Annotated in this window: 13 protein-coding genes and 1 tRNA gene; 4 read left to right on the top strand and 10 right to left on the bottom strand. The window is 62.1% G+C overall.

From position 1 onward, the window contains the following. Positions 1–37 precede the first annotated feature (37 nt). Entirely contained in the window at positions 38–478 is a 441-nt protein-coding gene (locus tag O6R08_RS06410; protein WP_271419291.1) for an SseB family protein, read from the bottom strand. Between the two features lie 139 nt (positions 479–617). On the opposite strand from O6R08_RS06410, the gene O6R08_RS06415 reads away from it, so the two are divergent. Beyond that, positions 618–1232 (top strand): hypothetical protein, encoded by a 615-nt coding sequence (locus O6R08_RS06415; protein ID WP_271417390.1) that lies wholly within the window; start codon positions 618–620, stop codon positions 1230–1232. A 106-nt stretch (positions 1233–1338) separates the two neighbouring features. Here O6R08_RS06415 and hisG read toward each other — a convergent pair whose 3' ends face one another. The 6 genes from hisG to O6R08_RS06445 form a co-directional block, all read right to left on the bottom strand. After that, positions 1339–2193: an ATP phosphoribosyltransferase gene (gene hisG, locus O6R08_RS06420; RefSeq protein WP_271417391.1), complete on the bottom strand. Its 855-nt coding sequence runs from the start codon at positions 2191–2193 to the stop codon at positions 1339–1341. A 69-nt stretch (positions 2194–2262) separates the two neighbouring features. Further along, on the bottom strand, positions 2263–2529 hold the full coding sequence (locus O6R08_RS06425) for a phosphoribosyl-ATP diphosphatase (RefSeq protein ID WP_271417392.1): 267 nt from the start codon (positions 2527–2529) through the stop codon (positions 2263–2265). A gap of 72 nt (positions 2530–2601) precedes the next feature. Continuing rightward, positions 2602–3267 (bottom strand): nicotinamide riboside transporter PnuC, encoded by a 666-nt coding sequence (gene pnuC, locus O6R08_RS06430; RefSeq protein WP_271417393.1) that lies wholly within the window; start codon positions 3265–3267, stop codon positions 2602–2604. A gap of 71 nt (positions 3268–3338) precedes the next feature. Next, positions 3339–4139 carry an SCO1664 family protein gene (locus O6R08_RS06435; RefSeq protein ID WP_333907878.1) on the bottom strand — a complete coding sequence of 267 codons (801 nt, stop codon included), beginning with the start codon at positions 4137–4139 and terminating at the stop codon, positions 3339–3341. After that, positions 4136–4717, bottom strand: a complete 582-nt coding sequence (locus O6R08_RS06440; protein WP_271417394.1) for a DUF3090 domain-containing protein — start codon at positions 4715–4717, stop codon at positions 4136–4138. Before O6R08_RS06440 ends, O6R08_RS06435 begins: the two co-directional genes overlap by 4 nt. 52 nt (positions 4718–4769) lie before the next feature. Then, positions 4770–5423 (bottom strand): histidine phosphatase family protein, encoded by a 654-nt coding sequence (locus O6R08_RS06445; protein WP_271417395.1) that lies wholly within the window; start codon positions 5421–5423, stop codon positions 4770–4772. Positions 5424–5515: 92 nt separating this feature from the next. Between O6R08_RS06445 and O6R08_RS06450 the strand changes: the two genes are divergently transcribed. Beyond that, complete coding sequence (locus tag O6R08_RS06450) at positions 5516–6484, top strand: aldo/keto reductase (protein ID WP_271417396.1); 969 nt, start codon at positions 5516–5518, stop codon at positions 6482–6484. Positions 6485–6508: 24 nt separating this feature from the next. Here the strand turns inward: O6R08_RS06450 and O6R08_RS06455 are convergent, their stop codons facing one another. Both O6R08_RS06455 and O6R08_RS06460 read right to left on the bottom strand, forming a co-directional pair. Further along, positions 6509–7807: a citrate synthase gene (locus O6R08_RS06455; protein ID WP_271417397.1), complete on the bottom strand. Its 1299-nt coding sequence runs from the start codon at positions 7805–7807 to the stop codon at positions 6509–6511. A gap of 2 nt (positions 7808–7809) precedes the next feature. Beyond that, the gene (locus tag O6R08_RS06460; protein ID WP_271417398.1) at positions 7810–9174 is read right to left on the bottom strand and encodes a M20/M25/M40 family metallo-hydrolase; all 1365 of its coding nucleotides are present in this window, start codon (positions 9172–9174) and stop codon (positions 7810–7812) included. Positions 9175–9314: 140 nt separating this feature from the next. On the opposite strand from O6R08_RS06460, the gene O6R08_RS06465 reads away from it, so the two are divergent. Next, positions 9315–9400 (top strand) — tRNA-Leu (locus O6R08_RS06465). Between the two features lie 306 nt (positions 9401–9706). Next, on the top strand, positions 9707–10951 hold the full coding sequence (locus tag O6R08_RS06470; RefSeq protein WP_271417399.1) for a hypothetical protein: 1245 nt from the start codon (positions 9707–9709) through the stop codon (positions 10949–10951). A gap of 107 nt (positions 10952–11058) precedes the next feature. Here the strand turns inward: O6R08_RS06470 and O6R08_RS06475 are convergent, their stop codons facing one another. Continuing rightward, positions 11059–12561 carry an amino acid permease gene (locus O6R08_RS06475; RefSeq protein ID WP_271417400.1) on the bottom strand — a complete coding sequence of 501 codons (1503 nt, stop codon included), beginning with the start codon at positions 12559–12561 and terminating at the stop codon, positions 11059–11061. Positions 12562–12832: the final 271 nt, after the last annotated feature.

Below are 12832 nucleotides of genomic sequence, written 5' to 3' on the forward strand. Positions count from 1 at the left end.
CTTCACCTGGACACAGCGCGCGCCAAGAGCATCTGCGTCAGGACAGGTCCTCGCCACGCACCCAACCCCAACCGTCGTCAAACTTCACGAGTTTTCCGCCGTGCTCGACCGGGCCGAGGACCTCTGGCCCCATGACCAGTGGCGCCGGACCCGCGACGTCGATGAGGAGGGCGTCGGCCTGAACCTCGGTGACGGTGGCGGCCAGATCGGGGAGCGAACCGGGAACTGGTCTGGCACGAGAATCCCATGCTGTCAGGGAGTCGATGCCGGTGAAGGCCAGCAAGGCTGTACTCCCCTGCTCGTTGGACATCTTGACCGCACCAATCTCACCGGCCTCGTCAGCCATGACTGGCATGAAGAGACGGGCCCCCGCACACAAGGTGGACACCGCTTCGAGGTAGGCGTTGCGATATGCGTCGGGGTCGTCAGTCAGACAGGCTGCCAGGGCAGCGCGCACCCGGGGATCGGCGTCCCCCATGTCGCCGCCGGTGGGAGAGAGTGGAGCAGGCACCTGTTGAACACTAGTTGACGGCCACGACAGCCCTGCCCGGTCACCGTGCCCGCTGCTGAACCAGGGACTGGACACAAAACTCCCCACCGTGTGGAACAGTTGAGGCATGAGCGAAACGACCGTCGTTGCCGTCGTCACTATTGTCCTGGTCTTCCTGCCGCTGCTGTGGGCCCTGTCGGGGTGGCTGTCACGCCGCTCCTCCCGTGCCCTGCTGCGCGGATTGGGCCTGACCCTCATCCCGGTCGGCCTGGTCCTGACCGGATTGATGCGCCTGTTGGTCCGGGCGCTCCGCCTGGTCGTGAACTGGTTTGCTGCCACCACCATGACCACGACCATCTGGATTGGCGTCGTCGTCCTCGCCGTTGGTCTGGTGACCTGGCTGGTGGCCGGGTTCATGACCCCGGTGGACCGAGAGACTGGACGTCAACGCCGAAAGGAACACGCGGCGCGCAAGCAGGCCCGACCCAAGAATGCATCGAGGGAATCGGCATCCACAGGCTCTGGGTCCCCCCAGAATGGGTCCCAACAGCCGTGGACGAATCAGACGACGGGTTCCGGTGCCAACACCGCGAAGTCGTCAGCCAATGCGCCGGCTCAGGGGTGGCCCTCCACGTCGTCGACACCGGGTTCCAGCTCCACCGCTTCCCCGAATGTCTCGGCCACCGAGAAGGATGCGGACGCCGAAGTCGAGGACATCCTGCGCAGGCGTGGCCTCAACTGATCCTGGCCTGAAACGCATTGCACGGTTGTGGGCTGCGATCAAGAGGGCGCCCACCACCGTGTCACGCGTGACCTGCGAGCGCGTGGGGCTGGAAGGCGCGTGGCGGTCACAGTCGGCAGGCAGACAGCTCGGTCGACAAGATGGCGCGGGCACCGGCGTCCCACAGCTCATCCATGAGTCCTTGCACGTCCTGGCGGGGAACCATGGCGCGTACGGCATACCAGCCGTCCTTGGACAACGGTGAGACGGTCGGGGCTTCCAGGCCTGGGGTCAGCTCGGTGACGGCGCTGAGGGCCTCGGCTGGCACGTCGTAGTCGACCATGACGTAGCTGCGGGCCACCTGGACCCCGTCGATGCGACGCATGAAATGGTCGAAAGTCGTGCCACCAGTGAAGTCTCGGCGCCCAATGAGCACGGCCTCGGATTCCAGGATGACGTCTCCGAACACCTCGAGGCCCGCCTTGCGCAGGGTGGTCCCGGTCTCGACGACGTCGGCGATGGCGTCAGCCACCCCGAGCCGGATCGAGGACTCGACGGCACCGTCGAGGTGAATGAGGTGCGCGTCGATACCGCTCTTGGCCAGGAAAGCCCCGAGCAGGCCCGGGTACGACGTCGCGATGCGCTTACCTGACAGACCCTCCACGGTGTTCTCGGGGCCCTTCGGTGCGGCGAAACGGAACCGTGAGTGACCAAAACCCAGGCCCTTGATCTCAACGGCGTCGGCACCTGAATCCAGCAGCAGGTCACGGCCGGTGATACCGATGTCGAGGGTTCCCTCGCCGACGTAGACCGCGATGTCACGGGGTCGCAGGTAGAAGAACTCCACCCCATTGGCCTCGTCGACCAGGGTGAGGTCCTTGCGATCGGAGCGTTGACGGTAACCAGCCTCGGTCAGCAGGGAGGACGCCGCTTCTGACAGGGCACCCTTGTTCGGTATTGCGACGCGCAGCAATTCGGACATGAGTTCTCCTCAAGATATGAAGGAATCACGGACATGACAGGACCGGCCAGTCAACCTGGCCAGGGGCATTCACAGATATTTGTAGACGTCGTCGAGGGTCAGCCCCTGCTTGATCATCATGACCTGCAGGTGGTAGATCTCCTGGCTGATTTCCTCGGCCAGCCTCTCATTGCCCTCATACTCGGCGGCCATCCAGACCTCGGAGGCTTCTTCCACGATCTTCTTGCCGATGGCGTGCACTCCGCGGTCGAGCTCCTCGACGGTCGACGACCCGGCTGGGCGGGTCTGCGCCTTGCTGGACAGCTCGGAAAAGAGTTCCTCGAATGTCTTGCTCACAGTGGCCACGCTACCGACGGAGGCGGCATGGCGATGGCACGGTCCACGTGACGGACCACTCCTCATGACGGATCAGTTGTCGGCCTCTGCTGGGCGCTGAGTGCGCCACCACGTGAGGAAGCCGTAAACGCAAAAGGCCCCGTAAAAGACGTACAGCAAGGCACTCGGGTAGTACTGCGCGCTCGCCAACAGGGGGACGCCGACGATGTCCACGGCGATCCACACGAACCAGAACTCATTCCAGCCTCGCGCCATCCCCCAGGTGGCCAGAATCGATCCGGTGAGGATCCAGGAATCCGACAGCGGACCCCACGAGCCGAGGGCCCTGAGGACGCCATAAAAGACGATGAACATGACGAGGACGGCCAGCAGGCTGAAGATGCGTTCCCGACGGGTGGCCCACCGGGGATGAACGGCCACCTGGGATGCGCCGTTGTTGCGTCGGGTCGCCGCCCACACCACCCAGCCATAGGCACTGGTCGCCATGAAGAAGATCTGACGTCCGGCCTGACCCCACAGGTCGAGGTCCTGAGGAGTGTGGAACACCCCGCCCAGGAAAACGGTGAACAAGATGATGTTCCCGACGATGCCGACCGGCCAGGCCCAGACCCGTCGGCGGGCACCGCCCAGCGCCGATGCCAGTCCAAACAGGTTCCCGATGACCTCGCGCCACAGAATCGGCTTGCCCAGACCCACATCGAGCTGGGCGTTGAGCAGGGATGTGAGGACGTCGGACACGGTGAGACCTTTCCGACCACCACCCGGTGGTCACCTCATTGTCGCAGATGGTGCCGTGGTGCCTTCACCCGTCACACGGGCGGCCACGGCAGGGATGGTCGCAGTCCGCTCGGGCCTGGGAAAGCACCGAAGGCAAGGAGGTCAGCGGCTCGCTGCCGTAACGCCTCGATCTCGCCCACAGTGATCAACCCGTCGAAAACGCCATCAGGCACAGTGGCAACCTGGTCGAGCATCATCTCCTCGACCGGTTCCAGAGATTGGCCGGCCCATCCCCACAACACCGTGCGCAACTTGGGCGCGGTGTGAAAAGCCAGGCCATTGTCCACCGCCCACACGTGCGGGATTCCCCCCAGATCAGGGTCGGGACCGACCAGGACGTGACCACCCTTGCGGTCAGCGTTGTTGGCGACAGCGTCGAAGAGGGCCAGGGCACGCAAGGCGGGATGCGGAGAATGGGCGAGACCGATCTCGCGATCGTCCTCGTCGATGCCCAGGAGGAATCCGTGCCAGTGGGGCGGCAGACCTTCCGTGACGTCCGCGACGACCAGCGGATTCTCCGCGTCGTCGTCGATCCATCGCTGCATCGAACCAGCCCCTCGCGGGCCGTCCTCGACGAACACGGTCACTGGCACCAAAGCAATACCCATGACGTAGGACAGCAGGTAGGACGCCACCTCGCGTCTGGCCAAGGTCCCGGCAGGAAAATCGTGGAGACGCCGTTCGTGGGCAATCGGTTTGTACACCCACGACCGGTCGTCCGCATCGCGCACCAGGAGTGCGCCGTTACTGGAATCGGGCAGGGCAGCGTCGATCCGCCACGGGGCGCGGGGACCAGGCGCTCGTGGCAGGTCCCAGGGGTTCGTCGCGCTCACCACACCAGCGGCTTGCGGTAGCCATTTGACCGGGGGCACAGGTGACCCTCGGCTGACAGGATCTGCTGGGAGCAGTACGGACAGTACTGACGTCCCGACGCCACGACGACACTGCACCGCGCGACGAATTGGCGAGCCTGAGAGGTCGTCATGAAGATTTCGAGGCAATCGGGTGCCGCGTCCGGGAGGGTGGTCAACAGCATTGCGGGGTCGGTGATCATCAATTCGTCATCACTGACGGCGTACATCTCAATCTCGACGCGCTTGGTCGGCTCATCGAAGGCCATCGCCATGGTGCCCACCGTGAATTCCACGTCCAGGGGCGCATCCAGCGGGGCAAGGTCGTCAGGGGTCTGGATCGTCGGCGGGACCAAGACGTCGGCGGCATGGGCGGCCAATCCGTCCAGGATCCGGTCCATCTGGAGGGCAAGCTGGCTGATCTGGGCCTTCTCGCAGCGCACCGTCACCAAGCGCGAACCCTCACGAACCTGGAGATGAAAGACTCGTGCCCCCGGACGACCGACAGTACCGACCACGACTCGATCGGGCCGTTCAAATCGGAAGGTGCGGCGGGTCATGTCTCCACCCTAGCCACTCAGCCGTGGCGATGGGCACAGGCTGGACCCGGTCTCACTGGGTGTCACCGCCTAGATGACGGCCCGCGCTCGATCCGAGGCCCCACGGCTTGTCCGGGCGCCAGTTGAGGGTCTGGACACGCCACGTCGCGGCGTCCTGGACGAGTACCGTCATGCTGGCTGGGCTGATGACCAAGGAGTGGAAGAGCCGGTGCGGCAGACCCATCAGGTCGGCGACGATGGCACGCAACGGGTCTCCATGACTGACGACAACTGCCGCGCCATCACCCACCTCGGCAGCGATTCTGCGGGCTGCCTGGGCCGTGCGGCGAAACATTTCGGCCATCGTTTCACCGCCCGGGAAGACAGCCTCGGGCGGGTTGTCGACCACGGTGCGCCAACCCGGCTCGCTGCTCAGGCTCACCAACGATCGTCCCGCCCACGTTCCGTAATCGCACTCGGCGACGTCGTCGTCCACGCGCACCGGACAGGTCCACCCGGCTCCTTCGGTGAGGATTGCGGCCGTCTGCCGTGCTCGTGCCACCGGGGAGGTGGCGACGAACTCGGGGGCCAGGCCGCTCAGATGGGATGCCAGGACTCGTACGTCGCGCACACCGACCTCGTCGAGGGGATGGTCCGAACGGCCTGCCAGTACGCCCTTCGCGTTGGCCTCGGTACGCCCGTGTCGAATGAGCAGAAGTCGCGCCATGGCGTCACTGTAGTGCGCCTTGAGTGCGGAGCCTTGCCTCAAGGCCGACTTGAGGGTGCTCCGTTAGGGTGATCTGAGCGAGGAGGACGCACATGCGTATGAGAACCGTCGGGGCAAGCGGCCTCAAGGTGTCTGCCATTGGTCTGGGCTCCCTGACGTGGGGCGGTCAGACCGACGCCCGCGAGGCTCGCTCCATGGTGCGCCGGTTCGTCGACGCCGGGGGAAACCTCGTCGACACTTCTCCCGCATATGGCGGTGGCTTCGCCGAACAGCTCATCGGAAAGCTCATTCACACCGACATCAGCCGAGATGATCTCGTCATCGCGACGAAAGCAGGGTTCGTCGTCGAGGGGAACAAGCGTGTCGTCGACACCTCTCGGGCCGCTCTGTTGCGCGATCTGGAGGGATCCTTGCGTCGCCTCCACACCGACCACGTCGACCTGTGGCAGGTGCATGCCTGGGGTGATGCCCCCATCGAGGAAACCACTGCTGCCCTCGACCATGCGGTGCATTCGGGTATGGCCCGCTACGTCGGCGTCTCAAATTTCGTTGGCTGGCAGGCTGCGACGGCAGCCACCTGGCAGAAAGCCACTGGGGAGCGCACCGCACTGGTGAGCAACCAGGTCGAGTACTCCCTGCTGGCCCGTCGCGCCGAGATCGAGGTCGTCCCGTCTGCCCAGCATCACGGGATGGGCGTGTTGGCGTGGTCGTCCCTGGGGCGTGGCGTGCTGGCTGGCCGTTACCGCAACGGGACCCCCAAGGATTCTCGTGGCGGTTCTGACCGTCTCTCGTGGTTCGTGCAGCCCTATCTGACTCCCAAGTCCCGAGCTGTCGTCAATGCCGTCTCGAAGGCGGCCGACGGATTGGGAGCGACAACTGCACAGATTGCTCTGGCGTGGGTGCGTGACGCCCCCGTGGTGTCGTCGGCCCTCGTGGGACCGCGAACGACGGCCCAGCTCGAGGAATTGCTCGGTGCCGAGGACGTCGTGCTGCCCCCCGAGATCACCTCGGCTCTCGACGACATCACGGGCGGGCCGAACCTGGCCCGCGAGGAGTTCTGACGGGGCTCGTGTTCCCAGGTGATCTCAGCGCTGGTCGCGGGGCACCCACGGCGTTGACACCGGACCGTCATAGAGCTCACGAGGCCGGGAGATCCTCGTCGTCGGATCGTCGGCGACCTCCTTCCAATGCGCAATCCAGCCAGCCATCCGACCAATGGCAAACATGACGGTGAACATGTTGAGCGGAATGCCCAAGGCCCGCAGGACGATTCCGGAGTAGAAGTCCACGTTCGGGTAGAGCCTGCGCTCGACGAAAAAGTCATCAGCCAGGACGGCTTCCTCCAGTTCCATGGCGACGTCGAGCAGTGGGTCCGGTTTGTGCATGGTCTCAAGCAACGGACCGACGGCACCGCGAAGAATCCTCGCCCGGGGATCCCAGTTGCGGTAGACGCGATGTCCGAAGCCAGAAATCCTCTCCCCCGAATCCTTGGCCTTGGCCAAGTACTGGCGTGGGGTCAGTCCCGAGTCATGGATGCGTTGCAGCGCCCGCACCGCGTTGACATTGGCACCACCGTGGCGGTCTCCCCACAGCGCGCACACCCCTGCCGAACAGGAGGTGAAGAGATTGGCACCCGACGACCCCACCATCCGAACCGTCGAGGTTGAACAGTTCTGGCCATGATCGGCGTGCAGGGCGAAGAAGAGATTGAGGGCCCTGGCGGCAATCGGGTCAGGTTCGTACTCGCGATATGGCAGGGAGAACATCATGTGCATGAAGTTCTCGACGTATTTGAGGTCGTAGCGCGGGTAGATCGCTGGTTCCCCGATGGACGCCTTGTACGAGGCCGCCGCGATGGTCCTCACCTTGGACAGGAGCTTGGCCGCAGCGTCGGTGAAGGACTCCTCGTCAGTGATGCGCGGGCGGTCATGGGTGCTCATCGCATTGATCATCGACGACATGATCGCCATGGGATGACCGTTGGGAGGGAAGGCGTTGAAATGCAGGTCCATTGATCGGTGAAGCGCTGAATACTCGGTCAGTCGGTTCCGGAAATCGTCACGCTGACTCTCGGTCGGCAGCTGGCCGAAGATGAGCAGCCATGCCGTTTCGACGAAGGAGACCTTTTCTTCAGCGAACGTTTCGATGGGGATTCCGCGATAGGTGAGCACCCCGTTCTCGCCGTCGATCCAAGAGATTGCCGACCGGCACGAGGCGGTGTTGGCGAAGGCCGGGTCGAAGGTCGTCACGCCTCCGGTCATCTGGCGAAGGTCCGTGATGTCGATGACGCGATCGCCGGTGGTACCCGTGATGACGGGAAGGCAATACTCCTGGCCGTCGAGGATGAGGGTTGCGGTGTCGGATTGGCTTGGCGTGTGGCTCATGGTCAGGCCTCCTGCAGAATGTGATCGACGACTTTGGCGCCGAAGATGAGAGACCCCACCGGGACCCTTTCGTCGACGCCGTGGAACAGGCTGATGAAGTCAAAATCAGCAGGAAGCCGCAGCGGCGTGCAGCCGTAACAGTTGATGCGACGGCCGTCTGGCAGGACGGCGAACCCCTTGGCGTCGGTGCCGGCCGAGTTGAGGTAGGGAAGCACGACCGCTCCGGGGTCCTCGGCGTCGATGGCATGGCGGATGGCGTCGACGGCCGCCCCTTCGAAGGGCGCTGCGGCGGCCGGTTTGAGGGAGATCGTCTCGACGTCGATTCCGGGACCAGCCAGGGACGTGATCGTCGAGATCATCTCCTCCTGGGCCCCGGGAATGAACCTGGCATCGATCTGTGCACTGGCCCGGCTTGGTACGACGTTGACCTTGTACCCGGCAGACAGCACGGTCGGGGTGACACTGTGGGAGCAGCACGCGGCGACCATGCGTGACAGGGGCCCGATGGGGGCGAGGCTGGACTCGAGGTCGTCACGGTCGATCGTCAGACCCCACAACTGGGCAACCCTGGCGAGGAACTCCTCCTGGACGGGGTGGCCCATGTCGGGCCAGTCGTGGGAGTCAATGCGCGTCAGGGCCTCAAGCAAGCGAGCGACGGCATTGTCCGGATTGCGCATGGAGCCGTGCCCTGCCTTGCCGGTGGCGCTCAGCCGGAACCACCACAGGCCCTTCTCGGCTGACTGGACGACGTAGACCCGTTTTCCCTCAGGCGTCGTCAGGGAGAATCCGCCGACTTCGCTGATAGCCTCGGTGACGCCATCGAAGACTTCCGGATGGTTGGCACCCAGCCAGGTGGATCCGAGGGTTCCTGATGCCTCCTCGTCGGCGAACATGATGAAGCGGATCGGACGCGATGGCACCTCGCCGCGTCGATGACGGGCGCGGATAGCCGACAGCACCATGGCCAAAAAGCCCTTCATGTCGATGGCTCCCCTGCCCCACACACAGTTGTCGTGGATCTCGCCGGACAGCGGGTGATGGGTCCAGTCGGCGGATTCAAAGGGGACGGTGTCACTGTGGCCGTGCAGCAGCAGGGCCGGACGGCTCATGTCGGTGCCTTGTGGCGCCCACTCGGCAACGAGTGTGACTCGGCCGGGCGCGGATTCGTAGATAGAGGTGTCCACCCCGATATCGGCGAGGAGCGTTGAGACGTAATGACACATCTCGGCCTCGCCACGAGCGTCGTGGGGGCCAAAGTTCTGCGAGTCGATCTGGATCATGCGAGAGCAGATGTCAACCACCTCGGCCTGCGGGCTGTTCGGCCCATCGACAAGGTTGTCGAGAGGCATGCTGAAAAGATCTGACATGTCGCGATTGTGTCACCCATGAGGAGTTCGCACTGTCACCGGGGACATCCCACGGACGCCGATTTGCGTTCTGGCGCGGACCTCTACTAGAGTCTCGTGACTGTCCGGTACGGAGCACCAGCGACGAATCGGAGACCCGAGTCCGGGTGGCGGAATTGGTAGACGCGCTAGCTTGAGGTGCTAGTGGCCGATTAAGGCTGTGGAGGTTCAAGTCCTCTCTCGGACACACTGGGATACCCCGCCTGACTAGGCAAAATAGTCAGGCGGGGTTCTTCTTTTGGGCATCCCACCACGTCAGTGTCGGCATCACACTTCGACTATGAGAACCCGACACAGTGCTGTGGCGGGTGATGGGTCAGTGGGAGGCGCACCGACTCTGGGGCTGGTAACGAAATCGGGTAGCCCCGCTTGCGCCACCCACCAGAACAGCCGACTCATGCCGCTGATCGATCGAGCAACAAACTTGCAGGGGGGGGATCGTGATTGAGTGCAATCGCAAGGACCTACCCGGAAACACAACGTGAGGGGAAGAATGAAAATCACAAAGTTACTGGGCGCAGCGCTGGTCAGCTGCGCCCTGGCTTTGACCCAATTCGCGCCTGCGGCCGTCGCCGACGACCACGCCGCCGCACAGGGGCAGAGCCAAGAGTCGAAGGTCATGCCGACCTCCTGGGGCAGCTACAACGACGGAGGTTGGAGAGAAGCCGGCCGTTGGACGGACTCCGTGCCATCGATTTGGTGGATGTCGGGGACCAACGGGTCTGGGGACAACATCGTCGCCCGCGAGCAGGTGTCCGCTCAGGTCGTTCACCTGAAAAATGGCAAAGCGGACACCACGTTCCCTGGCTACAAGACCAAAAAAGGCAGTCGGGCGGTTCACCTCCACGCAGTTCTTAACGCAGCAGAGGGAGCAAGATTCGACCAAGATGAAGGCTGGGTCACGGACAGGAAACTAACCTCTGGACGATACCGGTTGATCCTCAAGGCCGAGCAGTCCGGGCTGACGAATCACATCGATTTCAGTATAGAGGACCCACTTGGCGACGACTTTGAGACCACAATCTCTTTCCTTGACAAGGATTTCGCTCCGAGCCCGAAGCCAATCCCACAGCCCACGATTTCCGGAGAAAACTCCAACGGAATCCGCTTTTTGTCGAACGCATGGGACAACCGCTCCGGCAGTATTGAGTATTCATTGTCAGTCAAGAACTTGCCAGAGGAAGTTCGCGTCGACGTCACGAACATGGCCACAGGAAAGCCCATGATACCCACCGTAGCACCAGATCTTTCCTACCTGCGCTACGACGAAGATTTCTACAAGGATTGGATAAAGGCCGACCCTGGATGGACACGTGTCCCCGCTCCTGATTTCCTGCAGATCCGTGATGGCTCAATGTGGGATGCCCACGATGAAGATCCGCGAATTCCCGATGGAAGCCAGATGTTGCCCGATGGAAACTACTTGATGACCGTGTCCAACATCAAGGGGCAGAAGCTCGAGACCGTAACCGTGCACGTGGAAGGCGGGTATAGCTGGTCGCCATGGAACGCCCATCCGAACGGCTACAAGCCAACCAAGGCTGATCTCACGGTATCTGAGTCTGGTAAGCCATCTGAGTCTGGTAAGCCGAACCCCGGCAAGCCCGGAAACCCGGCACCCGGTCATAAATCCGGCAAGCCCGGAAACCCGAACCCCGGTCACAAGCCCACCAAGCCCGGAAACCCGATCTCTGGTTACAAACCCGGCAAGCTGACTCTTCCGCATACTGGCTTCTGACAAGTCACACATTTCGAGGGGGATGAGGGTGAACCTCATCCCCCTCGACTATGTTGTGCCTACAACGAGTGCACCACGTCCTACCTCTAAAAAAGAACAGCGCACGGTCAAGCTTGATGCTCGTCCTCCTGCATCTGGTGGAGTTCCTCGAGAGCACGGATTCGCTCAGCGTCGAAATCGATACGTGTGTGATTAGCCCGAGTAGAAGCCAAGAGGCGGTACAACACGACCATCAATATCACCCAGATCGGAGCGGCGATGAGGGCCTGACGAGAATCTGACGAGAAACCCAACATGATGAGTATGGCAATGAAGAAAACGATACCAACCCACGACATGACGCGGCCCGCAGGCATCTTGAAGGCTGATTCGGCATGGCGTTCGGGATGCTTCTTCAAATACTTGAGGTAGCAGACCAGAATGAGGCCCCACACCGACAGGTAGAGCACTGACGAGATGCCCGCCACGAGGGAGAACGCATCCATAACCGAGTCCTCAAGGGTCACGAGGATGATGGACGGTGAAATGCACACCGCTGTGAGGAAGAGGGCGTTGCGGGGGATATGGCGGCTGGACAGCTTGGCGAAGACCGGCGGGGCATCTTTCTCGCGCGCCAGTCCATAGAGGATACGAGAGGTTGAGAAGACCCCCGAGTTTGCTGATGATGCTGCCGAAGTCAGCACCACGAAGTTAACGATATGGAAGGCAATGAGGATCCCGATGAAGCTGAACATTTCGACAAACGGGCTCGCCTCTGGATTGATGAGGTCCCACGGTTGTACCGACATGATGACGCCGAGGGCCAACACGTAGAAGATGAGGACACGAGCCGGAATCGAATTGATGGCCTTGGGAAGATTGTGTTCGGGGTCGGCCGTCTCGGCTGCCGCAGTTCCCGCCATCTCAATACCCTGGAATGAGAAGATGGCGATCTGGAACCCAGCTATGAACCCCATGAACCCGGTGGGGAAGAACCCGCCGCGGTCCCACAGGTGAGAAAACGACGCGGCCGGTACTCCCTCACGGGGAGGCTGGAATCCGGTGATGGCAAGGTAGCCGCCGACGAGGATCAACGCGACGATGGTGACGATCTTGATCATCGCGAACCAAAACTCCATCTCGCCAAAGAGCTTTACTGCGACCATGTTGAGACCGGTCAACAGCAATACGGTACACAGGGCGGGTATCCACTTGTCGAGATTGGGGAACCATTCGGCCAGATATCCACATATCGCGATGGTGTCGGCGTTTCCTATGACGACCCAACACATCCAGTACGTCCACCCCATGTAGAATCCGGCTCCGGGGCTGATGAGGTCTGTTGCAAAGTCGGCAAAGGACTTGTAAGCCAGATTTGACAGCAGTAGTTCTCCCATGGCCCGCATGACGAAGAAGAGCACTGTTCCGATGATGAAGTAGACCAGCAAGATGGACGGTCCTGCAAGGGAGATAGTCCTTCCGGAACCCAAAAACAGACCTGTTCCAATGGCACCACCAATGGCGATGAGCTGGAGATGCCGGTTCTTGAGGCCGCGCTGAAGTTGGGGCTCTTCGCCAGTTGGCTCCGCGGTTTGAGTTGTTCCCTGGGCTGCGCTATTCATGTGAGTCATCTACATACTCCCGGTATCGACGGTATTCTCTGCCGGCGTCGTTGCCGAGCAAAGAACCATCTTCATCCTAGAAGCCGTCGAGGTCTGCAGGGGGCGTTAATCGATCACGAAGTTTCAGATGTGATGAATATCACATGGGCCGAAGAACGGCATGTCAGACTGATGGAGATATTGAAGCAATGCCACACGTTGACGCGTAAGATCGATCGTGGATCGGCACCGATGCTGATCCCCCGAGGACAATCTCGGTGATGTCTGCAAAGGAGCAGGT

The sequence above is a fragment of the Cutibacterium equinum genome (assembly GCF_028021195.1).
In the GTDB taxonomy this organism is placed as follows: domain Bacteria; phylum Actinomycetota; class Actinomycetes; order Propionibacteriales; family Propionibacteriaceae; genus Cutibacterium; species Cutibacterium equinum.